Source organism: Gordonia terrae (assembly GCF_001698225.1).
Lineage (GTDB): Bacteria > Actinomycetota > Actinomycetes > Mycobacteriales > Mycobacteriaceae > Gordonia > Gordonia terrae.
Map to the genome: position 1 here is coordinate 3,809,024 of NZ_CP016594.1, position 25,886 is coordinate 3,834,909.

Below are 25,886 nucleotides of genomic sequence, written 5' to 3' on the forward strand. Positions count from 1 at the left end.
CCACGGGTCAGCCCGGCGGTGTCTCGCCCTCGCGGTCGACGAGCCGATCGTCCTCGTCGGCCGATCGGACCGCGACGGCCACCGCGACGAGGGCGATGCCGGCTGCTTCGAGCGGCCGCGGAACCTGTCCGAGTGCGAGCAACCCGATCACCGACGCCGTCACCGGCAGCAGTGCGAGCAGGATCGCGAACCTCGCCTGTCCGACTCTCCGCAGCACGATCTGGTCCAGGGCATACGGCACCGCGGTCGACGCGATGCCCAGCAGCAGGCCCTGTGCCAGCACGGCCGGCAGGGCGGCACCCGCGCGCACCGCGTCGGCCACCCACCACGCGAGCGGCGCGGTGAGCAGTGCGGCCACCGCGAAGCCGGTGGCCAGATCCTCCACGCCCGCACCCCGCGCCGCGACGCGTTTGCCCAGGACGATGTACCCCGCCCAGCAGGCGGCCGCGGTCAGCGCCAGGACGACGCCGATCGCCGTCCCCGACCACCGGACATCGGCGATCAGGACGACGCCGACCGCCGCCAGCACGAGCGCGGCGACGTCGCGACGCGTTGCAGAACCCAACGCGGCCACCACGATCGGACCCAGGAACTCCAAGGCGACGGTCGTACCCAGCGGCAGATGTGCGAGGGCCTCGTAGAAGGCGATGTTCATCCCGGCGGTGATCAGCCCGAAGCACGCCGCGAGGCGTAGCCGTTCCCACCGCCAGGCGGTCCGCGGTGGCCGCACCCACAGCAGCAACACCAACGCGGCCCCGGCGATCCGCAACCAGGCGACCGCGGCCGGGGAGATGACGTCGAACAGGCCGACGGCAACGGCCGCGCCGAGGTACATCGACGTCGCGCCGACGACCATCAGGCCCGGCGGGACGAGCAGGTCGCGTCGCGTCACCGGCACGGCGAGGCCTCCACCACCGCGCATCGTCACGGCCCGATCACCGCGACGCGTTCGGGCACCAGACGCATCCGGACCCGGTCGCCGACGGCGACCGATGCGTCTGTCACGGCGTCGATCTCGCCGACCGGGGTGTCGATGCGCACGCGCGGGCCGGCCGGGAGTTCGGCGACGAGCATGACGATCGCTGTCGCTGCCGTGTCCTCGTCCGCCCCCGGCGACGCCGGGCCGATCGAGACCGACTCGGGCCGCAGACCGAGCCTGCGACTGCCATCGGGGAGGTCGAGTGGCATCTCGCCGAGCACGGTGTCGGCAACACCCGACCGGACCTGTGCGTCGACGACGGTCGTGGCGCCGAGGAATCGTGCGGTCCACTCGTCGACCGGGCGTCGCCACAGCCCCGCCGGGGCGTCGGTCTGGATCATCACGCCGTCACGCATCACCGCGATCTCGTCGGCCATGGTCGCGGCTTCGGCGTGATCGTGGGTGACCACCATCGTCGGGACACCGGCCGCGCGGACGATCTCCGAGATCTCCACCGCCAGTTCGTCTCTCATACGTCGGTCGAGGGCCGCGAGCGGTTCGTCGAGCAACAGCAGCCGCGGGCGTGGGGCCAGCGCACGCGCGAGTGCGACGCGCTGCGCCTGGCCGCCCGACAGGGTGTCGACGAGACGTCTGTCGTAGCCCGTGAGGCCGACCACGTCGAGCATCTCGGCGACGCGTTCGGCGATGGCGCGGCGCGACCAGCGCCGCACCCGGAGTCCGTATCCGATGTTCGACGCGACGCTGCGCCCGCCGAAGAGCTGCCCGTCCTGGAAGACCACGCCGAAGTCCCGGCGATGGACCTCCACCCCGGCGAGGTCGACACCGCCGAACCGCACGGTTCCCCGGACCGGCGACTCGAGCCCGGCGATCGCCCGGATGAGGGTCGACTTGCCGCACCCCGACGGGCCGAGGATCGCGGTCACCAGGGAGCCCTCTCCCCCGAGCCGCCAGGACAGGCCGTCGATGACGGTCTCGTCGCCGTACGCAACGGTGAGATCACGGACTTCCAATGAATTCCCGGGGGTCACAGCAGCGGGACCTCCGAGCGGGGACGGAACGCCTCGACCGCGACGACGGCGAGAACCGTCGCGACGACCAGGACCACGGAGGCGGCCATGGCGGTCGCCAGATTGTCGGCACCCGGCCGGTTGAGGGCCGACCCGATCAGCACCGGGAGGGTGGTCGTGTCCGCGCGGGCGAGAAAGCTCGTCGCGCCGAACTCGCCCAGGGCCATGACGAAGGCGAAACCCCCGGCCGCTCCCATCGACCTGCCGATGATCGGCAGATCGACCGTCGCGAACACCCGAATCGGCCCGGCTCCCAGCGTCGCCGCGGCGTGCCGCAGCCGGGCCGGCACCGATTCGAGCGCGGGCATCATGATCCGGATGACCACCGGTATCGCGATGAGCGCCTGGACGAGCGGGATGACCGCGGGCGACGCGGCGATCTCGTAGGGCAGCGACGCCAACACGATGAGATATCCGAATCCCAGTGTGACGGCGCTGATCCCGAGTGGCACGAGCGACACCGCCGAACCGATCGCCCCGACCACCCCGTGTGCGCGGTGGAGCGCGACCGCGGCGAGTGTCCCCACCACCAACGCGATCGCGGTCGCCGCGGTCGCGGTCACCAGTGAATACCGCAGACTCTCCAGCGGCGTCACCCCGTTGACCGGTTCGGCGAGTGCGCGATAGCCGGCGAACGTCCAGTCGCCGTGCGCGACCGGCCGGACCGACCGCACCATCAGCACCAGGACCGGCCCGACGAGGAGTACCGCCGTCCATGCCCCGACCGCCCAGACGGCCGGCCGCGTCCACCGGCCGCCGGCGACCCTGCGGTCGCGTTCGGCCCGCCGCGCACCGCCGCCCGATCCGCGGCCGGCCGGATCGGCGAACACCCGTGTCAGCAGCAACGCGGCGAGCACCACCACGATCTGCAGCATCGACAGGGCGACCGCCTCGGGGATGCGGAAGTATCCGATGGCCTGGGTGTAGATCTCGGTCTCCAGGGTGCGCAGCTCGCCCGCGCCGAGGATGATCACGACGCCGAAACTGGTGGAACAGAACAGGAAGATGAGCGCTGCGGCCGACGCGATCGCGGGCACGAGTCGCGGCACGACCACGGTCAGCGTCGCCCGTATGCGGCTGGCGCCCAGCGACCGTGCCGCCTCGAGCAGCCGTGGATCGAGGTTGCGCCAGGCCGCGCCGACGACGCGGACGACGACGGCGATGTTGATGAAGACGTGGGCCGCGAGCACGGCCGGCAGCCCGGACTCGATGTGCAGGAACGCGAGTGGGCCCGACAGCAACGAGCGGAACGCGACGCCCACGACGACGGTGGGCAGCACGAACGGCACGGTCACCACGACGGCGAGGACGACAGCGGTGGCCCCGCGCACCCGGGCGAACAACCACGCGATGGGGGCGGCGGCGGCGAGCGCCAGGACGGTCGACGCCGCCGCCTGACCGAGGGTGACGCCGAGAAGTCCCAGTGCGTCGGTACGTTCGAGCAGTTCACCCAGGCCCGCCCCGGAGTCGCGGGCGATCGACACGGCCCGCCGGACGAGGGCGACGACCGGCCACGCGAACAGCACCACGATGAACAGTGCCGGGAGGAGCCACAGCGCCACCGGTCCGGCAGCCCGGGACGCCCGGGTCACCGCCGTCCCGGCGCGGGTCACCGAGGCATCACCGGCCGACCGCGGCGCGCCACTGGTCGAGCCACATCTCGCGGTTCTCCGCGATCGTGGCGGGCGGCAGCGACGACATCCAGGCGGGCACCTCCGCGCGCGCCGGCCAGCCCGGGGGCAGCGGCGTGTCGCGCTGCACGGGATAGACGTACATCGACGACGGGACTTCTTCTTGCACGGTGGGACTGAGCATGAAGTCGACGAGTTTGCGTGCCCCGGTGGAGTTCCGGGTGCCCTTCAGGATGCCGATGTACTCGACCTGCGGGAAGCAGCTGTCGAGCAGCGCGCTCGTCCCGGGCGTGGCCGCCGGGGACGAGGCGTAGGACAGCACGATGGGCTTGTCGCCGCGACCCTCGCCGGCCGTGAAGAGCTGGTTGTAGGCGACCTCCCAGCCCGAGACGACCGTTGCGCCGCCGCCGACGACCTGTTTCCAGTAGTCCTGCCAGCCGTCTCCGAGCGCGCCGACCGTGGTGAGCAGGAACGCCGTGCCCGGTGAGGAGGTGGCGGGGTCGGTCACCGCGGTGAGCGACGCGAACTCCGGGCGGGTCAGATCGCGGAAACTCACCGGCGGGGTCAGTCCTCTGGACTCGAACCAGCCGTCGTCGACGTTGAGGCACACATCGCCCCGGTCGACGGCCGTCAGCTGCCCCTCGGCGCCGGGTACCGCATAGTCCGCGGCACCGTCGACCGCGGCGGGTGACTCGTAGGATTCCAGGGCGCCGGCGTCGATCGGGCGCGACGCAAAGGTGTTGTCGATACCGAAGACCGCGTCACCCTTGGGTGCGCCCGGTGTCAGCGACACCGTCGATGCCAATTGCCCGGCGTCGCCGGACTTCACGATCTTCAGGGTCAGGCCGGTCTCCTGGCGGAATGCGTCGAGGACGGACTCGGGCAGTTCGAACGAGTCGTGGGTGAGCAGGGTGACCTCCGCACCCGACGACGAATCGTCTGCGCATGCGACTGCGGTCGACGCAGCCAGTGCAAGGGCGGCCACGGCGACGACGACACGCGTCAGCCGCGATCTCCCGCGTCGACGACCCGGCAAGCCGTCGGTGCGCAGCTCGTTCACATCAGACTCCTGTTCGACATCGGCGAGAGTTCCCCGATTCTCCTCATCCAACCAGGTGGCCGACTGGCCGCACGCCCCGACCGCGTTGACCTCACTTGAGTAACAATTGCATCAATAACCACACAAACCTCACCCGTAACAGGACCTCGGCCTGGACATTGGAACCCGCGAGGGGCTTAGAATGACCCGCGACGACTCGGGTGAGAGGATGGGCTGTCCGCGAGCCGACACCCGGGCGGATGCCACGACCACGAGGCGCAGCACGACTCACCCGCCTGCGCCACGACCGTTAGGACACACCAGTGCGTTTCTCCCGGCCACCGAGGTTGCGATCCGGCAACGCCCCGCATCGAATCCGGACCCGTCGCCTCCTCGTCGCCGCGTCGGCGCTCGCGGCGGCCACGTCGCTCGCTCTTCCGGTCGCCGCCCAGGCCGCACCGGCGCCGAAGGTCGACCAGCGCGTGCTGGACTCGCTCGGCGCGTTCGCACCCGCGATCATCGGCTCGGTGGCGACCCCCGGACCCGACGGCAAGGTCTCGGTCGATCTGCTCCGTCAGGCCCAGTCGTTCGCCGACACCCCCGGAATGCCCGGTGAGGTCAGCAAGATCTGGCGCTCGATCGCCGACTTCCTGGGCGAACCCGGCCGCAAGCAGGCCGCGCGCGAACTCGCCGCCGAGCGCAAGCCCGGCGATCCGGAGATCCCGCAGGGACCGAACGCTCCGAAGATCCAGGAATTCCTCTACCCGACCTTCGGCCTCGGCTGCATCCCCGGCGGTGGTTCGCTCGGACGCGCCCTGGCCACCGCCGGACCGCAGGAAGCCCCGGCTCCCGGCCCCAAGCGCGGCGAGGCGGGCTACGTCTACACCTCGCTCGGTACCGGCCCGGCCATCGACAACAAGACCGCACCCCTCACGGTGAGCTGGTTCAACGTCGACACCGGCCGCACCGGCACGACGACGCTGAAGCGGAACCCGAAGATCAACGTCCAAGAGGGACCCGGCACCTTCACCGGTATCTCGCGGACCGGCAAGGGCCGTGTCATCTCGGCGATCCACGGCAACGTGACCACGAAGACGAAGGGCAAGATCGTCTCCTGCACGATCGTCCCGGTCATCGGACTCGCGATCATCTGACCGCTTTCCCTCTCACAGACGAAGGCACCTCGGCTCATCGCCGGGGTGCCTTCGTCGTGGCGGGGGGTGGGGCGCTCACTTCGAACACGCAGCTCGACGCGGGTTCGGTCTCTCGCCGATCGCGCCCATGTCACAGGTCGGACTCGCAACTTGCCGGGGCCGACACCGACATGGTCTCTTTTAACTTGAGTCCCACCTGTCACACCCGCCACACGTGGCGGGTGCTCGATCGCCCATCCGGTCGTCATGGCCGGTTGCCACAAGGAGAGCCATGTCCCTCACGTCTCGGTTCACGCGTTCCGACGCTCCGCGTCGCGTCACTCGCAGCCGCGCGATCCAGCGCTGCGGCGCCGGTCTCATGGGTGTGGCGATGGCGGCGGCCACCCTCACCGCAACGTCGGCACCCGCAGCCGCGGAACCGCTCGTTCCCGCCAACATGCTCGGTGCGCTGTCGATCCCGTTCGACGCGGAGCTGGCCGGAGCGGTCCGCCTGCTGAAGGCCGCGGGCGTCGACCAGATCGCGGTGCAGGCCGCACAGACGATCATGGGCAGCGCCGGCCAATTGTCGGTCGAGGACATCGCCGGTCGTGCGGGAGCCCTTCCGCTCCCGGCAGCCGCCGAGGGTGCCCCCGCCCCGGGCGCCACGCCCGCCGCCGCGCCGACCGATCCCATCGCCCTGCTCCGCACGCTGGGCATCCAGACGCTCACCCCGTCGGTGTCGCCGTTCTGCACCGCGCCGACCGCCGACAACCCGCTCGGTCTCGTGACCGCCGGGGCGGGAGCCGTGGCAGGTCCGTGGCCGATGAAGACCGATCCGCTGACCCAGCTCAAGCCGCTGCTCGACATGATCCCCGGCGTCAAGCTGCCCGAGAAGTTGAACCTCGTCGACAAGGGCGAGACCGCCTACGCCTTCGTGCCTGCCTCACCGACGGCCGGCAGCGGCGGCAAGATGCAGGTCGCCTGGTTCAACACGAGCACCCTGCAGGGCGGCTTCGCCGATCTCGACCCGATCACCGACCGGACCGCGCTCACCGCGCTGCCCCTGCTGTCCGGGGTCCGGCTCGCACCGGTCAAGACCGGCAGCGGCACCATCCTGTCGGCGGTCTTCGGCAACGCGAGCAACGGCACCCAGAACTGCTGGTTCCTGCCGGCCGTCGGCGTCGTCAACGCCTGAGCGACAACGCCTTCGGTAACCGACCCACCTCACAGAACGAACTGACACATGAACCCCCACGGCAACACTTCGAAACCCCGGAGTGCCCACCTCACCCGCGCCCTCGCGGCCGCAGCGGCTCTCACGATCGTCGTGGCTCCGGCCGTCGCCGGTCTGACGGCCACGGCCGCGGCCCAGCCGGCCCCGAGCACCTCGTCACCAGGCACGGCGGAACCGTCGTCGACAGACAACAGTGCCCCCGCCGACGACAACGCGGGCACCGTCGACACGCGTGGTCCCGGACAGGCCCCGGGCGCCGTCTACGCCAATCGTGAACTCCCCCGGGCTCGTACGGTCGCCGGAGCGGCCTCGGGCAACGACTTCACCTACTGGAGCACCGGCGCCGACGGCAAGGCCCACCTGTCCTCCGGCGTGCTCATGGTGCCCGGCGGGCGCGCGCCCGCCGGCGGCTGGCCGATCGTCGCCTGGGCGCACGGTTCGCGCGGTATCGCCGACAAGTGCGCGCCGTCGACGCGGCCCACCGCCGAGGACACCGAGGAACTCAAGCGTTGGCTCGGACGCGGATATGCCGTCGTCAGCACCGATTACGCGGGTGTCGGCACGCCCGGCACCCCGCAGTACTACGACCTGGAGGCCACCGCACGCAACATCGTCGACGCGGTGCGCGCCTCGCGGGACATCGCCGACAACCTGTCGCGCTCGTGGGCGGTCGTCGGCGAGGGACAGGGGGCGGCGGCCGCGATCACGCTCGCCCGGTTGGCGCCGACCATCCAGGGCGGCAAGCTCGACTTCAAGGGTGCCGCGGCGAGCTCGATCCCGGCCCAATTCGGTTCGCTGGTGGCCAATCTCGGCCCGTCCTCGGCGGCGATGCCGTCCGGACTGGCCGCCGACGCGCTGTACACGCTGAGTGCGATCCGCAACGCGCACCCGGACATCGACGTGAACGCCTACCTCACCGACGCCGGCAAAAAGTGGATGACCAGGGCCGCCGCATCATGTGTGACCGAGTTCGTCCGTGAAGTGGATGGTCTCGCAATCGGTTCGCTGTTCACCAAGCCGCTGTCGGGGAACACCGAACTCACCTCCCTGCTCACGAAGGCGACCGACCTGCCGACCCGCGGTTTCGAACGTCCGGTTCTGATGACGCAGACCCTTCAGGACACCTCCGTCGTCGTACCGCTCACGCTCAAGTACCTCAACGACGCACGTGGCGGTGACGCCAAGGTGTCGGCACGCACGTATCTGACTCTCGACGGGGCGCAGTCGAAACGATTCTCCGACACCGACATCCGTGGGTTCGTCGCCCGAATCCTGCAGTGAACCGGGCATTCCGGATCGCCTATGCGGCCACCGCCGCCGCAGCGACGATCAGCGGGTCGGTCGGTGACCGACGCAGCGCCGAGATCACCAAGCCGCTGCCGATCGCGCTTCTCGCGGCGCGGGTGGCCGCCGGAGCACGCCGCCGCCCGGTCGCCGACACCGTCGCACTGGCAGCCGTTCTCGGTTTCTCGGCGGTCGGCGACCGATTCATGCTGCGGGAGGAGTTCGAACACGACGACCCGGTGGCGAAGGATCGTTGTCTGCGCAGAGGTGCAACGTCTTTCGCGGGTGCGCAGCTGAGCTACGCGACTGCGATGTGGCGCGCAGGCGCCCGGCCGTCGGTCCGCACGCTCGCGCCGCGAGTGAGCATCCTGGCCGAGTCGGCGACGGTCCTGGCGCGCCACCGTCCGGCACTGCTGCTGGTGCTCGGTACGTACGGCAACACGCTTGCGACCATGTCGGCGCTGGCGTCGGACGTGCCCGCGCCGCAGCCGCGCCTGCGCGCCGGCGGGTGGTTCTTCCTGCTCTCGGACCTCGCGATCATCAATCGACGGCACCTGGTCACCGATCCACGACTACGGGTCGCCGGTGAGGCCTGGGTGCTCGCGAGTTACTTCACCGCGCAGTACCTCCTGGTCGGCGGACTCGCCGACCGGTAGGTCATGCGACGGCGCGACCCGAGCACGACGAGTACTTCGGATTGGTCATCGGGAAGAACGCGAGCGCGCCGATCTTCTGACGGATCGTGAAGGCCACGGGACCGCTCCCCGGATGGATGTCGACTTGCCACTTGACGGTGTAACCCCGTCCGGGAACCGTCGTCACACCGGTCCGCCCGGTGCGCAGATTCCGCCACGACACCGACACCTCGTAGGTGTATTCGAGTGCGACGCGCTTGGCGCGGTCGGTGCCGATGAGCGCGATGACCGGACCGGGCAGTCCGTCGGCCGGGTGGCGGATCTGGTTGAACACGTCGACGCGGACCTTGACCGTGCCCGCGGGCCACGGGTTGACGCTGTCGCACCGCAGCGTGGTGACGTAGTTCGCCCCGTCGTCGGCCGGCGCGGCCGTGGCGACACCAACACCGAAGAGCGACACCGCCAGTCCCATCACGGTTCCGACCACCATGGCGATCGTCCCCGCCCCGAAGCCCCCTCGCCGTGGCCTGCTGTTCTCGACGCCGCCCGTGTTCTCCCCGCTGATCATGGAGGCAGTCTAGAGCCGCGCACGGGTGCCGTCTGCCAGAATCGACCCATGCCGAAGATCCAGATCGCCCAGGAACCCGCGGCCGACGAACTCCTCTCCCGCGATTCGTTCGCCCTCCTGACGGGAATGCTCCTCGACCAGCAGTTCCCGATGGAGCGGGCGTTCGCCGGGCCGGCCAAGATCCGCGACCGGTTCGGCACGATGGACCCGGTCGAGATCGCCGACGCCGATCCCGAGGCGTTTGCCGACCTGTGCGCCACTCCCCCGGCCATCCACCGCTACGGACGCTCGATGGCCGGGCGGGTCCAGGCACTCGCGAAGGTCGTCGCCGACGAATACGGCGGCGACGCAGCGCGCATCTGGACCGAGGCCGCCGACGGTGCCGACCTCATGAAGCGGCTGCGCGCACTGCCCGGTTTCGGCGACCAGAAGGCCAAGATCTTCGTCGCCCTCGTCGCCAAGCAGCTCGACGTCAAGCCGTCGGGCTGGACCAAGGTCGCCGGGGACTACAGCAAGAAGGGGTTCCGTTCGGTCGCCGACGTGACCGGCCCGGATTCGCTGCAGAAGGTCCGCGACTTCAAGAAGGCCGCCAAGGCGGCCAAGGCCGCGCAGGCCTCGGGCGCCGACTCCTAGGGCGACACCGCCCGCCGGATCGCGCAACCCTCGCCCCGAACGCACACCCCTTGGCCTAGGGTCGGACACCATGGAGTCCCTTCCGGATCGGTCGCTGTCCGACCGTCCCGTCCCCGGTCGGCGCGACGTCGAGCGTCGGCAGGCTGCACTCGATCCCGGCCGTGCTCTCGTCGAGATGCCGTTCCGGGTCGGATTCGCCGTCACCGGCGTGGTGCTGAGCGCCGCGGAGTCCGCCGTCACCATCGCTCGGATCACCGCCGGCAGCGTCCAGCACGAGCTCGCGCTGGCCGTCGGCGTCGACGCCGACGAGTTGGGCAGCGCCCGCACGCCGCTCGCCCTGCTCAACCAGCTGTCCGAGCTGCTCGGACCCGACCGGCCGTTCGGACGCATCCTCGCCAGCGCGGGTCCGCTGGAACGGTTGCTGAACCCGGGCGGCGTCATCGACCGGCTCACCGCGTCTGACGGCCCGCTCGAGAAGCTCACCGCGAAAGGCGGGCTCCTCGATCAGATGGCTGACGAGCGAGGCATCCTGATCCGCCTCACCGCCAAGGACGGCCCCCTCGACCGGTTGACCCGCCCGGGCGGCGTCGTCGACCAGTTCACCGAGAACGAGGGCATCCTCGAACGTCTCACCTCCGAGGGCGGGATCGTCGACAAGCTCACGGCACCCGACGGTGTGCTGGAGAAGGTGACCGCGGCCGGGGGCATCCTCGACCGGCTCGCTGAGGACGACGGCCTGCTCGATCAGCTCCTGGGCGAGAACGGTGCGGTCGAGCGTGCGATCGCACCCGGCGGGCCGCTGGACCGGATCACCGAGCTGACCGAGGTCATCGGACAACTCGGCCCGACCCTGATCACCATGCAGGAGACGGTCCACGAACTCGCCGAGACCGTGGACCTGCTCAACCAATCGGTCGCACCGCTCGGCGGTCTCGCCGAACGACTTCCCAAACGCCTCACCCGTCCGCCGAAGGGGTCGGGCGGAAACGGACACGGAGACGCCCCGGCGGACACGAACGGGTACCCGCGGGGTTAGCCACCACAGGCCACGCCGAGCGCCGGGTCAGAATGGCGGGGGCTCGTCGTCGTGGGTTGTCGGCTGGTGGTGGGCTGCCTCGGTCCGGGCCCGTCGATCCACTTCGCGCTGTGTCTTGTTGCGGGCGCGTTCTTCTCGCCGCTTCGCGTGTTTCGCGGCGGTTCGTTCGGTGATCGTGCGGGGTGGTCGGCCGTGGTGGTCGGGCACGATGATGCGCGGTGTCGGTGGTGCTTTCGCGGCTTGCTCGAATCGGATACGACGTAGGTTCGGGAAGAGATCCTCGAGGGTTTCGGCCGCGCCGGGGATCACGAAGCCTTCCGGCGTCACGAATTCGGTGACCAGTCGGCCCTCGTCGTCGCGGTACTGCACGTCGGTCCAGTCACCGTGCGTCTTGTGCAGATGACCGGCGCGGCATTTGGCGTTGAGGTTCTCACTCGAGGTCGCGCCGCCGCGGGCGGGCCGGGCGTGGTCGTACTCGGCGACGTGATCGACGTCGCCGGTGAACGCCGAACGCGTGCAACCCGGCTCGGTGCAGTAACCGTCGCGCACCCGCACGAACTCCGCACACGCACTCGTCGGCCGGTACGGGTCACCGGGCAGGGCGCCCGGGTAGACCACCACGATCTCCGACGACGTCGGCTCCGTCGACGACGTGGCCGGAGTCGGGGGTGCCGACGCGTAGCCCGCTCCGTCGCCGTCGGCGTCGGTGTCGGTGTCGGTGTCGGTGTCATCCGTATCCTGCTGTGGTGCGGAGATGTTCGCGGTCCGCGTGGGCTCGTCGTCGTATCCGTCCTCGCCGGTGACGCCTGGGCCGCCGGCGACGACATGCGACGCTGGTGTCCGCACCGGGGTGACCGGCCGGATCGTCGCGTCAGGCCGGGCGGCGAGATCGCGCACATGCTCATCGCAGATCACCCCGTGCCCATCGACCCAACCGGGCCCGGAGCCGCCGGCCAGGGTGTCGGCGTCGGTGACGACATGGATCACGACCTCGGTACCCGCGGTGGCGCCGGCAGGATCGGGCAGTGTTGCGGTGCAGTCGGATCGTCCGCACGCGCAGGTGAACTCCGTTCGGGTGAGCAACGCGCACATGGCGTCGGACTTCCGTTCCCCGAGGGTGCGGCCATCGCGGTCGCAGACGGATGCGGCCAACTCGCGTACCGAGGCGTTGGAAGCCCGGATGTTCTCGGCGGCCATCACCGCGGTGATCTCACCGGTCCCGTCACCGTGGTTCTCGGTCCACACGCCACGGTTGTCCAGCGCCTCGCGGCGCCGTTCGCGGACCGCGTCGGCGTCATGGCCGAAGACCAGGCGGTCGATCATGTCGCGCAAACCTGACGTCGACCACGACCCGGCCCGAGAGCGCAGCAGGTCGGCGATGGCTTCGTCGAGCACCTCGATGATCCGGCGGCTGGCGGGGTCGGCGGGGTCGAGCAGGTGGTCATCGGCCACCAGGTGGGTGCGGCCGACGATCTCGCGGATCTGGTGCGGCCCGATGATGCCGTCGCGCAACGTCTCCAACACCCGCGGCAACCGGTCACGCAGACACAGCGCCTCGTCGACCAGCACCCCGGCGCGGTAGCGGGTGATCCCGGCCTCCCGCGAGACCCGGGCGACGATGTCACCGAAACCATCAGACACGTAACTGTTGCCGACAGTGTTCAGCAGACGGTCGCACAGCACCAGGATCGTCTGATAGCGGCACCACGCCAGATACGACTCCCCGGCACGGATCGACCCCAAACACTGCATATGGGTGGCGGTGTCGGCATCAGCCGGGCGCGCTGGATCGACCCCGGCGAGAAACTCGCCCGGCAGATCCGTCCATGCCCCCACAGTGACCCCCCCCGAAGTCGTTGCCGCCCGGCCTGGTTGACCGGTCCACCTGATACATCCAAGATAGACCCGACCACCGACAAGAAATCGCGCCCGACGAGCAGTCCTCGACATCTGGCTATGGTCGGCTGCGCAGATCATGTCGAATTCGAAGGGAGCGGGGACATTTCGTCGCCATACCCTTCGTGACGCACCCTCCGCAAGCTCCGGGCGCTCCTCAAGGAGCGGAAAGTAGGCTCGTCGACCTCGACGCGCTCCTTCGTCGCTTGCTCGGCCCGGCGGCTATGGCTCCTCGCACCTCAGTAACTGCGGCCCGGCGGCCGTCGTGGATCAGAATGGACCCGTTGTGTTGGAGCGACCCCAACCACTGCTCCCTGAGGAGGCCGGAGCTTGCGGAGGCCGTCACGAAGGGTCCCGGCGAGATGACGTCGCCACCCTTCGAGGCTCGTCGCTAACGCTCCTCGCACCTCAGGGAGCAAAGGGAGGGCATCGCAGACCAGCGGTTTCGTGGTTCTTTCGGATCAGGGAGCAATGCGGTCGCTTCTTTCGGATTAGGGAGCAGAGGGGCGCCTGCGCTCGTCGCGACGAAGGGAGCGGGGGCGCCGGTTTGCGGCGGCGGTGAGGACCTTAGCTACCCACCGCCCGCGCGAGCAGCTCCACGTACCGGTCCACGTCGTCCATCACATCGGGGCTCGTGGTCACCGAGATCGCGATCCGATCGCCGATCCCGTGCACGCCGTGGGTCAGGCCCTGAGCGGGCGACAGCGCGGGAAAGCCTGTGGTGAACAGGATCTCGCCGCCATCGAGGTGGAGGTCGGCGGCGCCACGGTTCACCGACGACACCACCGAGACGCCGGTGACCGTCTCGGGCGGGGTGTCGAGGTCGAAAGCGTCGATCCCCCATCGGGCCAGAAGCGCGGGCGTCGATTCGGACGCCCGACGCCGCGCATCCCGCAACGGGTCCTTCTCGGCCGCTCGAGCTGTGGCGATGTCGGCGCCGATGAGTCGCGCGCGCTCGTCGAGGTCGTCGACGTCGATGTGCAGGTCCACTCCGGCATTGCGGAAGTGGTTGCGGGACCGCGGTTCACCCGACCGGCCGATCGTCAGCTCGACGCCCATCCGCCGCCCGGTCTCACCCAGGTATTCCGGCAACGCCACCGAGATCGCGGTGAGTACCGCGACCGTGACCGGCTGTCCGCGGGCGGTCAGGCGATCGCGCTCGACGACCAGCACCCGAAGGGTCCGACGCGGGCCGGGCGAGGCGTTCAACGCAGTCGGTGTGTACCCCGGCGTTTCCGGCACGGACGCCGAGGCGAGCCGCGCCGCGCGGAATCCCCGCCGGGCCGTCATGACGAACTCGCCGGGGAATCGGAGGACACCACCGAGTACAGTCCCGGCGTCGACCAGCAGCTCGCGACCCGGCCGGTGTCGCGCGGGTCCGGGATCTCGTTGCGTGGCGGGCGCAGTGAACAATTCACGAGCGATCCGAGAAGCGCGACGTCCGTCACCCAGCGCGTGACAGATCTGCAGTACGACGACGCAGGCCGCGCCCGCGGCGCCCGGGGCGTCGACGACGGGACCGAACAGGTGTACCCGCCACGCCGCCGACGTGGGGTCGAGTGGACTGGCGATGAGTGCGGCGATCTGGGCCAGGCACGACGACCACGTCCGGCTCGACCGGTTCACACGGACCTGGTCGTCGGTGGGCCGTACGGATTCCCAATACGGGCGGTCGACCGTGCCGGGAACCTCTCGTATCCGGAGGCACAGATCGTCGACGAACGCGGCACGGAGCCGGAGTCCCGCCGCGCAGTCCTCGATCGGACTACGCGGCGCGGCAAAGCAATACACCACGAACTCGTCGTTCGGGATGTGTTGCGACATCCAGTACGACGCCGCGTCCGCCGCGGCCATCCGGTGCATGGCCGCCAGAGTAGCGGCGCGGCGCGCGCTACTTCTGTCCGGCGCTCCAGGCGTAGGGCAGGTCGGTGCCGTTGAGCACGTGGTCGCCGACCGCCTGCAGTTTGAAGATCAGCGGGTTGTGCACCGAGATCACCCGGGCGTTGCGCCAGTGACGGTCGAGGCGCAGACGTTCGGAGGTGATCGACGCACCACCGACCTCGAACAGCTGGGTGGTGGCGTCGAGGACGGCGGGGATGACCGCGGCCTGGGCACGGGCGACGTCGAACTCGACGCGGTCGAGGAGATCGGCGTCCTCCCAGCCGGCGAGTGCGAGCTCGTCGAGTTCGTCGGCGATGTCGAGAACCAGCGTGCGCGCGGTGTAGGCCGCAGCCGACAGCCGGCCGATCACCTGCTGCACGAGCGGATCATGACGAGGCAGGTCGGCCGTCGAGTGGGTGAAGGTGCGTGTGCGGTTGCGCACCCACTCCACGACGTCGTCGGTGGCGCGCGCCGCGATGCCCGCCAGCACCGCGAGCTGGACCAGCTGCAAGTACGACGTCGCATACGTGCGGCCCTCCCCGCCGTAGCCCGGACCGAGGACACGTTCGGCCGGGACCCGGACACCAGCGAACTCGGTGGTGCCACTGGCGGTCAGGCGCTGGCCGAAGCCATCCCAGTCGTCGTGCTGGGTGACACCGTCGGCGTCGGCGTCGACGAGCACCGAGACGCGCTCCCCGTCCTGGTCTGCGGCGACGAGGATGTGATCGGAGTAGAGACTGCCGGTGCTGTAGTACTTGGTGCCGTCGAGCCGGAACCCGTTGCCGTCCGCGCTCGCCGGATCGGGGGTGAGGCGCGTCTGATAGCGGTCGATGGCACCGACGCCGGGCTCGGTGATGGCGTTGCCGACCAGCGTCCCCTCACCGACCTTGCGCAACCACTGCTGCGCGGCCTCGTCCGGGAGTGCGGCGAGCTGGTCCTCGACGAACGACCAGTGCACGCGCAGGGCCTGCGGCAGATTGGACTCCGCGGCAGCCAGATCGATGAGCAGCCGGAACAACTGCCGGATCGACGCACCGTATCCGCCGAGTTCCACCGGCACGCGCAATGCGCCGAACTTCGCCTCCCGCAGCCAGGAGACCTCGTCGTGTGCGAGCCTGCGGTCGTCCTCGCGCTGTACCGCGCCCTCGGCGATCCGGGCGAAGATCGGCGCGAACACCTCGTCGAGCCGCTCGTCGGTCGTTCCGGCGGACTCGCCGGTCGCGGGCCCGCCGGCAGGCTTGGTGGACACGGTGGACGTCATCGGTGGTCCTTTCGATCGCAATCTGGTCGGCGACAGTCTGGTCCGATCCGCGGCGCCCGACCACGGTTGGAACCGCGCTGACCGCAACACTGACGTTCTCGGCGAGCCGACCGCACACTGACGCCCCGACGTTCGTGCACCACCTCCGATGAGACCCCGGTCACGCCGTGTGTCAATGTTTGGTATGCCAACAACGCTCGTTGATATCGATCCGACCACCCCCGTCGTCGTCGGCGTGGGCCAGGCCTCGGAGCGCCTGACCGATCCCGGGTACGAGGCGCTCGGCGAGGCCGACCTCGCCGCCCGGGCGGTGACCGCCGCGTTCGCCGACTCCGGAGGCGACGTCGCCGCGTCGATCGACACGATCGCCGCGATCCGCTCGTTCGAGATCTCGAGCCCGTTGTCGTCGTCACCGCTGGGCCGACCGGACAACATGCCGCGCGCGGTCGGCAACCGGGTCGGGGTGGACCCACGCCGCGCCGTGCAGGCCGTGACCGGCGGCCAGACCCCGCAGACGATGCTCACCGAACTCGCGGCGGCCATCGCGGCCGGCAGATCCGAGGGCGCAGTCGTCTTCGGCGCCGAGGTGATGTCGACCGTCCGCCATCTGATGTCCCAGCCGGAGGACCAGCGGCCGAGCTTCGCCGAAGAGGTCGGGGGCCAGCTCGACGACCGCGGCTTCGGGCTGAAGGGGATCATCACCGTCGCCGAGATGCGGCACGGCCTCGCATCGGTGCTGCCGCAGTACGCCCTACTGGAGAACGCCCGCCGGCACGCCTCGGGGTTGGGCCGGGACGCCTACATCGCCACCCTGGGTGAGTTGTTCGCACCCTTCACCGAGGTGGCCGCCGCCAACCCGCACTCGGCGGCACCGACGGCGCGCACCGCCGCCGAACTCGTCGCGGTCACTCCCGAGAACCGGGTCGTGGCGGATCCGTTCACCCGGTACATCGTGGCGCGCGATCAGGTGAACCAGGCAGCCGCGGTGGTCGTGATGTCGGTCCGGGCGGCGCAGGCCGCCGGGATCGATCCCGCGAAATGGGTGTTCCTGCATGGTCACTCGTCGACCGTCGAACGCCCCGTCCTGGCTCGTCCCGACCTCGGCTCCGCCCCCGCAGCCCCGGCTGCGGTGCAGCACGCGCTGCAGGTCGCCGGACTCGGACTCGACGACATCTCGGTCCTCGACATCTACAGCTGCTTCCCGATCGCGGTGTTCAACGTCCTCGACGGAATCGGGATGGCGCCCGACGATCCACGCGGGCTGACCCTCACCGGCGGGTTGCCGTTCTTCGGCGGCCCGGGCAACAACTACTCCCTGCACGCGATCGCCGAGGTGGTCACGCGGGTCCGACGATCACCGGGCGATTTCGGTCTGGTCGTCGCCAACGGCGGGGTGCTGAGCAAGCATGCCGCCGGGGTTTACTCGACGACGCCGGCACCGTGGCGCCCGGACACCAGCGGACCGGTCCAGGCCGAGCTCGACGCGGCGGCAACCGTTCCCACCATCGCCGACGCCGACGGCGCCGCGGTCATCGAGACCTACACGGTCATCCCGCAGAAGAGCGGCCGCCGCACCGGTGTGGTCATCGGCCGGCTGGTCGACCCGACCTCGCCGGACGGGCTCGGCGCCCGGTTCGTCGCCAATCTCGACTCCGACGACGACGAGTTCTTCGACCTTCTCCTGACCTCCGACGACCCCGTCGGCACGCCGATCGTCGTGCGGTCGTTCGACAAGGGCAACCGGGTGGCCCTGACCGCCGCGGCCATGAACTCCCGGCATCCAGTTGTCGCACCGGCATTCCGCGAGTCCTACGAACATGTCGAGGTCCGTCGCGACGGTCGGTTGCTCGAGGTGACCATCAACCGCCCCGACGCACGCAACGCGTTGAACCCCGCGGCCAACGCCGAACTCGACTCGATCTTCGACGCCTACTTCGCCGATCCCGACCTGTGGGTGGCGATCCTGACCGGTAAGGGCGACAAGGCCTTCTCGGCGGGCAACGACCTCGCCGCGACCGCAGGCCCGGCCGCCCTGTCGGTCCCGAAGAACGGGTTCGCGGGACTGACCTCACGGCGCAGCCTCCCCAAACCGGTCATCGCCGCGGTCAACGGGTTCGCACTCGGCGGTGGCTGTGAGATCGCGATGGCCTGCCACATCGTCGTGGCCGACGAGGACGCCTCCTTCGGCCTGCCCGAGGTGAAGGTCGGACTCGCGGCGGCCGCCGGCGGGTTGGTCCGGCTGCCGCGGATGATCCCACCTGCGCTCGCGCGCGACATGATCCTGACCGGCCGCCGGATCTCGGCCGCCGAGGCCACCGCCGCCGGTCTGGTGAGCCGGATCGCCCCGGCCGGAAAGGTTCTCGAGACCGCGCGCGGAGTGGCCGAGGAGATCCTCGCCGCCTCACCCACGTCGGTGCGGGCGTCGATCGCCACCATGGAGCAGTCCGATGCCATCACCGACACCGTCGATGCCGTCCACGCCAGCACCTCGGTGCTCGACTCGCTGGTCATCAGTGGCGACACCCTCGAAGGGATCATGGCGTTCGTGATGAAGCGTTCACCGAACTGGAAGGGTCACTGAGAACCAACCGGAGACGTAAGCACCCCGAAAGCGCGCGGATGGTCGTCGAATGGTCAACACTTGACGGCGGCCACCCCGCGCGTCGGGGTGGCCGCTGTTCCGACACATCAGTCGTGTCCAGAAAGGCGGCACACCATGTCCGGTCGCAGTGAGGCAAGCGGAACGAAGTCGTCCAAACGCACTCCGCCACAACCCTCGTATCGAGTCGATCCGCCCGATTGGACGCTGCCACGGGGCACCATCGTGCTCCTCACCATCGCCGGCCTCGTCGTCGCCATCGCCGGGATCAAGTCGGTGGCGTCGCTGGTCGGGCCGATCTTCCTCGCGCTGATGCTCACCGTCGCCGTTCAGCCGATCCCGACCTGGTTGCGCAAGAGAGGATTTCCCCGCTGGGCCGCCTTCGTGACGACGGTGCTCCTCGTCTACGGCATCCTCATCGGATTGTTCGCGGCGCTGGTGTTCTCGGTGGCGCGCCTGGCGTCGATACTCCCCCAGTACGACGACAAGTTCGACGACCTCGTCACCAGCTTCCAGAACTTCCTCACCAGTCACGGCGTGAGCCACGACAAGGTGCAGGACATGATCTCCCACGTCGACACCAGCAAGGTCGTGAGCGCGGTGACCGACGTGCTGGCCAGCACGTTCAGTGTCGCCTCGGCACTGATCCTGGTGCTTGCCCTGCTGCTGTTCATGGCGGCGGACTCGGTCGGCTTCGACGACCGGATGAACATCCTGGACCGGATGCGTCCCGACATCGCATCGGCCTTCCGTTCCTTTTCCCAGGGCACGCGCAGCTACCTCTGGGTGTCGACGGTCTTCGGGCTCATCGTCGCCGTCCTCGACAGCGTGGCCCTCGCCTTGCTCTCCATCCCGCTCCCCATCCTCTGGGGCCTGTTGTCGTTCATCACCAACTACATCCCGAACGTCGGCTTCATCATCGGTCTCGTCCCACCCGCACTGCTCGGACTGCTCGACGGCGGGGTCAGCAAGATGCTGATCGTCATCGTCGTCTACAGCGCCATCAACGTCGTCATCCAGTCGGTGATCCAGCCGAAGTTCGTCGGCGACGCGGTGGGACTCTCCACCACCCTGACGTTTCTGTCCCTGCTCTTCTGGGCCTGGGCGATCGGACCGTTGGGCGCGATCCTCGCGGTACCGCTGACACTGCTCGGCAAGGCCCTGCTCATCGACATCGATCCCGCGACCCGCTGGGCGGACGTGCTGCTGTCGTCGGGCGGAAAGCCGAATGACTCGGGCGGAAAGCCGAATGACACGGACTCACCCGATGACGAGGCACCCGACGGCGACGGCGCCGAGCCCACGAAGACCCCGGACGCGGAGGGCGAGGATCCCCCTCGCGGTTTCACTCCGGACGTCACACTGAAGCCGGAAACGTGAGGCGGGCTACGCACCGCGCCGATCATTGGGTAGATTCCCTTTCGACCCCAATCTGACCACAACCGTTTACAGATAGGTTGCGCACCGCTCATGGACATGAACTGGTCTCCGGACGACGCTGCGTTTCGCGACGAGGTCCGCGCGTTCCTCGACGAGAAACTGACCCCCGACCTACGCGCTGCGGGCACGCTGCGCACCAGCGTCTACTCCGACCACGAGGCCTCGATGGAGTGGCAGGCGATCCTGCACGAGCGTGGCTGGGCCGCTCCCGCGTGGCCGGTGCAGTACGGCGGGTGCGACTGGTCGCAGTCCCAGCACTACATCTTCAGCCGTGAGTCGATCCTCGCCGGCGCACCCTCGCTGTCGCCGATGGGCATCCGCATGGTGTCGCACGCGATCATGGCGTTCGGCACCGACGAACAGAAGAACTTCTTCCTGCCCGGCATCCTCGACGGCAGCGTGTTCTTCTGCCAGGGCTACTCCGAACCCGAGTCCGGCTCCGACCTCGCGTCGCTGTCGATGGCCGCGGTCGACGACGGCGACGACCTCGTCGTCACCGGTTCGAAGATCTGGACCACGCACGCCTCGGAGGCGAACTGGATCTTCTGCCTGGTGCGCACGTCGCGCCAGGAGCGCAAGCAGCAGGGCATCACGTTCGTCCTCATCGACATGAACTCGCCGGGTATCGAGGTACAGAACCTGGTGTTCGCGTCCGGCGAGCAGGTGCAGGCGCAGGTCTTCTTCGACGGCGTGCGCGTGCCCAAGAAGAACGTCCTCGGCAAGATCGACGACGGTTGGACTGTCGCCAAGTACCTGCTCGTCTTCGAGCGCGGGGGCGGCGCGGCCGCACCGGCGCTGCAGGTCATGGCCGAGCAGCTCGGGCGGGACGCGGCATCGGTGACCGCACCGAACGGCGGCCCGTTGTCGGAGGATCCGGCGTTCGCGGCCAAGCTCACCGATCTCCAGGTCCGCGCGAAGATCCTCGAGGTCCTCGAATACCGCGCGCTCGCCGCGATGAGCTCGGGCAAGGACCCCGGTTCCATCGCATCGATGCTGAAGATCCTCGGCACCGAGCTGAGCCAGGAGATCACCACCCTGAGCCTGGAGGCCGCCGGCCCCCACGGACGCGTCTTCCAGCCGCACGCCACCAAGCCGGGCGGACCCATCTTCCAGTACACCCCGCCCACCGACGGCTACGTCAGCGGCGAACCGTGGCAGGCCGTCGCCCCGCTGCACTACTTCAACGACCGCGCGGGCTCGATCTACGCCGGCAGCAACGAAATTCAACGCAACATCCTCGCCAAAGCGGCTCTCGGTCTCTGACGGGTCACAGGAGAAAACTGATGGACTTCACACTCACACCCGAACAGCAACTGCTGTCCGACGGTCTCGGCAAGTTCCTCGACGCACGGTACGACCTGCAGGTCAGCCGCGACGCGGCCAAGGTCGGCGAGGGCTGGCAGCCGAAGATCTGGAAGGCCTTCGTCGAGGACCTCGGCGTCGTCGGCGCCTGCCTGCCCGAGGACATCGGCGGATTCGGCGGCGGCCCGGAGGAACTGATGGTCGTCACCGAGGCGCTTGGGCACGCTCTCGTGGTCGAGCCGTTCGTCGACACGGTGGTGCTCGGCGCGGGTCTCCTCCATGCGACCGGCAACCCGGCCGCTCTCGAAGCCGCCGGTCGCATCGCCGAGGGCGAGGCCCTGAGCGCGCTGGCCGCACTCGAAGACGGCTCGGGCGGGGTTCTCTCACGGATCGAGACCAGTGCCGACCGCGACGGTGATGCCTGGGTGCTCAACGGCACCAAGGCTGTCGTCACCACGGCGCCGCTCGCCGACTACCTCATCGTCAGCGCCCGCACCGCAGGCGAACCCCACGATCCCGCCGGGGTCTCGCTGTTCCTCGTCGACCTCGCCGATGGCGGCCCGAAGGGTCTCGAGCTGCACAGGCTGCGCACCATCGACGACCGCCAGGCGGCCGACATCACGTTCACCGACGTGCGCCTGCCCGCCGACGCGCTCATCGCCGACGAGAATGCGATCGAGATCCTCGAGAAGGCCTGGGACACCGCGACCGCCGCGGTGGTCTCCGAGGCCGTGGGCCTGATGCGCAAGGTGTTCACCGACACCGTCGAATACTCCAAGCAGCGCGAGCAGTTCGGCGTGCCCATCGGCAGTTTCCAGGTGTTGCAGCACCGCATGGTCGACATGCACCTCGAACTCGAGCAGTCGGTCGCCGCACAGTATTTCGCGATCCTGTCCCTCGACGGCTCCCCGGCCGAGCGTGCGGCGGCGGTCTCGGCCGCCAAGGCCACGATCAGTCGCGCCGCCCGGTTCATCGGCCAGAACGCGGTGCAGTTGCACGGCGGCATGGGCATGACCGAGGAACTGGCGATCGGTCACTACTTCAAGCGACTGACCGCGATCGAGTACGAATTCGGCACCGCCGACGCCCATCTCGCGCGCTTCGCGACCGCCACCGCGCAGATCGACGCCTGACTCCATCGCAGAATCGCCGCCTCCCGCTTCCGGTGGGCGGCGATTCTGCGACCAGGCCCTAGCTGTCGGTCCACACCGGCTTCCGCTTCTGCAGGAACGCCGACATCCCCTCCTGCGCATCGCACGTCATCGCATTGGTCGCCATCGTCTCGCCCATCTCGTCGTAGGCGGCGGACTCGTCGAGCTCGATCTGCCGGTAGAACGCCTGCTTGCCGATGGACACGGTCCGGGCACTCGATCCGGCGATCTGCAGAGCCAGTTCACGCACCGAGTCCGCCAGCGCCTCGTCGTCGACGACACCGCTCAGGAGTCCCCACTCGGCGGCGGTCTCGGCATCGATCGCCTCGCCGGTGAGCAACATGTGCATCGCGCGCTTGCGTCCGATCGCGCGGGACAGCGCGACCATCGGCGTCGAGCAGAACAACCCGATGCGGACGCCCGGCGTGCTGAATCGCGCGCTGCGACCGGCCACCGCCAGATCACATGTCGCGACCAGTTGACACCCCGCCGCGAACGCCATGCCGGCGACCTCGGCGATGACGGGCGGTCGCACGTCGTGGACCGTCTGCATCAGCTCGGTGCACGTCGCGAAGACAGCGCGCTCGTCGTCGAGGGTTCGGTCGACGAGCTCACCGAGGTCATGCCCGGCGGAGAAGGCGGGCCCGAGCGCGCGGATGACGATCACTCGCACGCGCGGGTCGTCGTCCAAGTTCCGCAGCGCGGCGGTGATGGCGCGCATCGTGCTCGTGGACAACGGGTTACGACGCCGCGCATCCCCCAACGTGATCACCCCGAGGGGTTCGGCGATCTCCGTCGACACCGCATCGAGCGCGGTCTGATCTGTCATGTTCGGCTGCCTCTCATCCGTTCTCTTCACTGACGCACGTTCGTCACTCGCGCACCCGGTATCGGTCGCCGACCGCGATGTAGACGGTGTAGCCGATCAGCGCCAGGACGTAGACGACGAGCGGCACCGCGAACGCCCAGGCGTTCATCGACGCCTCCCCCGACGCCGAGAAGACCGTCGTCGCCGCCAGCAGCCAGGCCAGCAGCGCCATCGTGGCCGCCCCGATCAGCAGGCCGACCGCACCCAGGCCAGTCAGCACGACCCACTTCGAATCCCACCTGGTGACCTCGCCTGCGGCGTCGATGTGCCCCGCGATCCGGGCCGGACCGGCGACGGCGACCGCCACCCACACCGACGCGAACACGGCTGTGGCGAGTACGAACGCCCATCGCTGCGCGCTCCACGGCGAATCGGTCATGCCACGACGATATGGCAGCCGGCAGGGAATACGGCGCCCCGTCGATCGTTGTGTCTCCTCGTGACCAGTACCGCGCTCTTCGAACCGATCACCCTCCGCGACGTCGCCGTCCCGAACCGGATCTGGCTCGCCCCGATGTGCCAGTACAGCTGCTTCGCCGGCGATGGGGTGCCCACCGACTGGCACCTGACGCACCTCGGCGCCCGAGCCGCCGGCGGTTTCGGACTCATCCTCACCGAAGCGGCAGCCGTGGTACCCGAGGGTCGGATCAGCGCCCATGACGCCGGACTGTGGAACGACGACCAGGCGGCGGCGTGGCGGCACATCGTCGACTTCGTACATTCCCAGGGTTCGATCATCGGCACCCAGCTCGCCCACGCGGGCCGCAAGGCATCCACCTATGCGCCGTTCGACGACCGCTCCGGGGCGATCCCGCTCGACGACGGCGGCTGGACGACATTCGGCCCGTCCGACGTCGCCTTCGAGGGACTACCCGCCCCCACCGCGATGACGACCGAGCAGATCGTCGACGTCGTCGACGCCTTTGCCCAGGCCGCCCGTCGTGCCGACGACGCCGGCTTCGACGTGGTCGAGATCCACGCGGCACACGGCTACCTGCTCCACCAGTTCCTCTCCCCGCTCTCGAACCAGCGCACCGACGCCTACGGCGGCGACTTCGACGGACGCACCCGGCTGACCCTCGAGGTCGCCGACGCGGTCCGCGCGGTGTGGCCGTCGTCGAAGCCGCTCTTCATCCGCGTCTCCGGCACCGAATGGACCGAGGGTGGGTGGGACGTCGAGGAATCGGCGCGTCTCGCCGCTCTCCTCGCCGGCCGCGGCGTCGACCTCGTGGACGTCTCCTCGGGTGGCAACGTCCTCGCCGACATCCCGGTCGGTCCCGGCTATCAGGTCGATCTCGCCCGCTCGATCCACCGGGAGTCGGGCGTTCCGACCGCGGCCGTCGGCCTCATCACCGAACCCGATCAGGCCGAGAAGATCGCCGGCGACGACGACATCACCGCCGTCTTCTTCGGTCGTGTCGCGCTACGCGAACCGTCGTGGCCACTGCGCGCCGCGCACGAGCTGGGCATCGACCGACGCGAGGCGCCGTATCCGCCGCAGTATCAACGCGGTTCGTGGCACTGAGCCCGGTCCCCGCTCCCTGAGGAGGCCCGGAGCTTGCGGAGGGCCGTCACGAAGGGTCTCGTCACTCCGACCGTGGCGTCACCAGTGCGAGGGACGCCGCGGTCGCGGGCTCGATGATCGATGCCAGCGGAGTCCCGGATTCGACCGCGCCGGCAGTCAGTTCCCGGAAGCCACCCCAGAGGAAGATCGCGCGTTGGCGGTCCATCGGCACCACCCCCGCCGCGGCCATCGTCGGGGTCGAGGTGAGGCCGACGAAGAGTTCGATCCACGCTTCCATCGTCTCGTCCTTGACCGCCTGGGCGGCGCTGCCGAGCGCGGGCAACTCGCGTATCCAGCTCAACGTGAGACCCGGATACCGCTCACTCGCTTCGACGTATGACGACACCGCCTGTCGCACTTGATCTTCGATGGATGCTTCCGCATCGACGCGCCGCGCGATCTCGGCGATCATGAACTCGTTGGTCACCGTCAGCAGCGCGAAGAAACACGACTGCTTGTCGGCGAACTCCTGATAGAACGACCGCCTCGAGGTCCGCGCGACCCGCACGATGTCGGCGACCGTGGTGTCGCGGTAACCCGCCTCGGCGATGCACTCGAGCATCGCGGCGAGCAATCGGTCCCGAGTCGACGCGCCGGCCGGCGAGCTCAGCCAGGGCGCAGGGAGCGGAGCGAACGGGCCCGGCGTCGCGGGCGGGGCAAGCGGGCCCGATCCAGCAGTCACGTCTTCGAGCATAGGCCCTTGCCCCGGCCGGTACGTGAGCGT

22 protein-coding genes are annotated in these 25,886 nt (G+C 69.4%); 11 read left to right on the forward strand and 11 right to left on the reverse strand.

The genetic code is table 11. The features are described 5' to 3' along the window. Positions 1-7: 7 nt before the first annotated feature. Genes BCM27_RS17110 through BCM27_RS17125 form a run of 4 tightly spaced genes read right to left on the reverse strand, consistent with a single transcriptional unit; the run spans position 8 to position 4,698 of the window. Positions 8-922, reverse strand: a complete 915-nt coding sequence (locus BCM27_RS17110) for an EamA family transporter (RefSeq protein WP_033203991.1) — start codon at positions 920-922, stop codon at positions 8-10. A gap of 2 nt (positions 923-924) precedes the next feature. After that, positions 925-1,968, reverse strand: a complete 1,044-nt coding sequence (locus tag BCM27_RS17115) for an ABC transporter ATP-binding protein (RefSeq protein ID WP_004019205.1) — start codon at positions 1,966-1,968, stop codon at positions 925-927. Beyond that, entirely contained in the window at positions 1,965-3,599 is a 1,635-nt protein-coding gene (locus tag BCM27_RS17120) for an ABC transporter permease (protein ID WP_240492361.1), read from the reverse strand. Before BCM27_RS17120 ends, BCM27_RS17115 begins: the two co-directional genes overlap by 4 nt. A gap of 28 nt (positions 3,600-3,627) precedes the next feature. Then, on the reverse strand, positions 3,628-4,698 hold the full coding sequence (locus tag BCM27_RS17125) for a thiamine ABC transporter substrate-binding protein (RefSeq protein WP_004022505.1): 1,071 nt from the start codon (positions 4,696-4,698) through the stop codon (positions 3,628-3,630). Positions 4,699-5,000: 302 nt separating this feature from the next. Between BCM27_RS17125 and BCM27_RS17130 the strand changes: the two genes are divergently transcribed. The 4 genes from BCM27_RS17130 to BCM27_RS17145 all read left to right on the forward strand — a co-directional run bounded on the left by BCM27_RS17130 (position 5,001) and on the right by BCM27_RS17145 (position 8,984). Next, positions 5,001-5,831, forward strand: a complete 831-nt coding sequence (locus BCM27_RS17130; protein WP_004022506.1) for an Rv1157c family protein — start codon at positions 5,001-5,003, stop codon at positions 5,829-5,831. A 271-nt stretch (positions 5,832-6,102) separates the two neighbouring features. Next, positions 6,103-7,005, forward strand: coding sequence for a hypothetical protein (locus BCM27_RS17135; RefSeq protein ID WP_004022507.1), 903 nt, complete (start codon positions 6,103-6,105; stop codon positions 7,003-7,005). Positions 7,006-7,053: 48 nt separating this feature from the next. Next, positions 7,054-8,325 carry an alpha/beta hydrolase family protein gene (locus BCM27_RS17140; protein WP_004022508.1) on the forward strand — a complete coding sequence of 424 codons (1,272 nt, stop codon included), beginning with the start codon at positions 7,054-7,056 and terminating at the stop codon, positions 8,323-8,325. Continuing rightward, complete coding sequence (locus BCM27_RS17145; protein ID WP_004022509.1) at positions 8,322-8,984, forward strand: lysoplasmalogenase family protein; 663 nt, start codon at positions 8,322-8,324, stop codon at positions 8,982-8,984. The genes BCM27_RS17140 and BCM27_RS17145 overlap by 4 nt, the downstream gene beginning before the upstream one ends. A gap of 1 nt (position 8,985) precedes the next feature. Here BCM27_RS17145 and BCM27_RS17150 read toward each other — a convergent pair whose 3' ends face one another. Continuing rightward, positions 8,986-9,531, reverse strand: coding sequence for a hypothetical protein (locus tag BCM27_RS17150; protein WP_033203995.1), 546 nt, complete (start codon positions 9,529-9,531; stop codon positions 8,986-8,988). A gap of 48 nt (positions 9,532-9,579) precedes the next feature. On the opposite strand from BCM27_RS17150, the gene BCM27_RS17155 reads away from it, so the two are divergent. Beyond that, the gene (locus tag BCM27_RS17155; protein WP_004022512.1) at positions 9,580-10,164 is read left to right on the forward strand and encodes an HhH-GPD-type base excision DNA repair protein; all 585 of its coding nucleotides are present in this window, start codon (positions 9,580-9,582) and stop codon (positions 10,162-10,164) included. A 70-nt stretch (positions 10,165-10,234) separates the two neighbouring features. Continuing rightward, on the forward strand, positions 10,235-11,200 hold the full coding sequence (locus tag BCM27_RS17160; RefSeq protein ID WP_004022513.1) for a hypothetical protein: 966 nt from the start codon (positions 10,235-10,237) through the stop codon (positions 11,198-11,200). A gap of 27 nt (positions 11,201-11,227) precedes the next feature. On the opposite strand, the gene BCM27_RS17165 is transcribed toward BCM27_RS17160, so the two are convergent. From BCM27_RS17165 to BCM27_RS17175, 3 genes are all read right to left on the reverse strand, one after another. Beyond that, on the reverse strand, positions 11,228-13,036 hold the full coding sequence (locus BCM27_RS17165; RefSeq protein WP_004022514.1) for a DUF222 domain-containing protein: 1,809 nt from the start codon (positions 13,034-13,036) through the stop codon (positions 11,228-11,230). A 627-nt stretch (positions 13,037-13,663) separates the two neighbouring features. Next, entirely contained in the window at positions 13,664-14,959 is a 1,296-nt protein-coding gene (locus BCM27_RS17170; RefSeq protein ID WP_004022515.1) for a WS/DGAT domain-containing protein, read from the reverse strand. Between the two features lie 28 nt (positions 14,960-14,987). After that, the gene (locus tag BCM27_RS17175) at positions 14,988-16,238 is read right to left on the reverse strand and encodes an acyl-CoA dehydrogenase family protein (protein WP_004022516.1); all 1,251 of its coding nucleotides are present in this window, start codon (positions 16,236-16,238) and stop codon (positions 14,988-14,990) included. 175 nt (positions 16,239-16,413) lie between these two features. Between BCM27_RS17175 and BCM27_RS17180 the strand changes: the two genes are divergently transcribed. From BCM27_RS17180 to BCM27_RS17195, 4 genes are all read left to right on the forward strand, one after another. Further along, positions 16,414-18,819, forward strand: a complete 2,406-nt coding sequence (locus BCM27_RS17180) for an acetyl-CoA acetyltransferase (RefSeq protein WP_373278299.1) — start codon at positions 16,414-16,416, stop codon at positions 18,817-18,819. A 135-nt stretch (positions 18,820-18,954) separates the two neighbouring features. Next, positions 18,955-20,217 carry an AI-2E family transporter gene (locus tag BCM27_RS17185; protein ID WP_004022518.1) on the forward strand — a complete coding sequence of 421 codons (1,263 nt, stop codon included), beginning with the start codon at positions 18,955-18,957 and terminating at the stop codon, positions 20,215-20,217. Between the two features lie 90 nt (positions 20,218-20,307). Then, the gene (locus BCM27_RS17190) at positions 20,308-21,540 is read left to right on the forward strand and encodes an acyl-CoA dehydrogenase family protein (RefSeq protein ID WP_004022519.1); all 1,233 of its coding nucleotides are present in this window, start codon (positions 20,308-20,310) and stop codon (positions 21,538-21,540) included. Positions 21,541-21,560: 20 nt separating this feature from the next. Then, positions 21,561-22,712, forward strand: coding sequence for an acyl-CoA dehydrogenase family protein (locus tag BCM27_RS17195; RefSeq protein ID WP_004022520.1), 1,152 nt, complete (start codon positions 21,561-21,563; stop codon positions 22,710-22,712). Positions 22,713-22,770: 58 nt separating this feature from the next. On the opposite strand, the gene BCM27_RS17200 is transcribed toward BCM27_RS17195, so the two are convergent. Together BCM27_RS17200 and BCM27_RS17205 are read right to left on the reverse strand one after the other, a co-directional pair. Further along, positions 22,771-23,559 carry an enoyl-CoA hydratase gene (locus BCM27_RS17200; RefSeq protein WP_004022521.1) on the reverse strand — a complete coding sequence of 263 codons (789 nt, stop codon included), beginning with the start codon at positions 23,557-23,559 and terminating at the stop codon, positions 22,771-22,773. Between the two features lie 43 nt (positions 23,560-23,602). Further along, on the reverse strand, positions 23,603-23,977 hold the full coding sequence (locus tag BCM27_RS17205; protein WP_004022522.1) for a hypothetical protein: 375 nt from the start codon (positions 23,975-23,977) through the stop codon (positions 23,603-23,605). 60 nt (positions 23,978-24,037) lie between these two features. On the opposite strand from BCM27_RS17205, the gene BCM27_RS17210 reads away from it, so the two are divergent. Continuing rightward, positions 24,038-25,123, forward strand: coding sequence for an NADH:flavin oxidoreductase/NADH oxidase (locus BCM27_RS17210; protein WP_004022523.1), 1,086 nt, complete (start codon positions 24,038-24,040; stop codon positions 25,121-25,123). A gap of 61 nt (positions 25,124-25,184) precedes the next feature. Here the strand turns inward: BCM27_RS17210 and BCM27_RS17215 are convergent, their stop codons facing one another. Then, on the reverse strand, positions 25,185-25,844 hold the full coding sequence (locus BCM27_RS17215) for a TetR/AcrR family transcriptional regulator (RefSeq protein ID WP_085944175.1): 660 nt from the start codon (positions 25,842-25,844) through the stop codon (positions 25,185-25,187). Between the last annotated feature and the right edge of the window lie 42 nt (positions 25,845-25,886).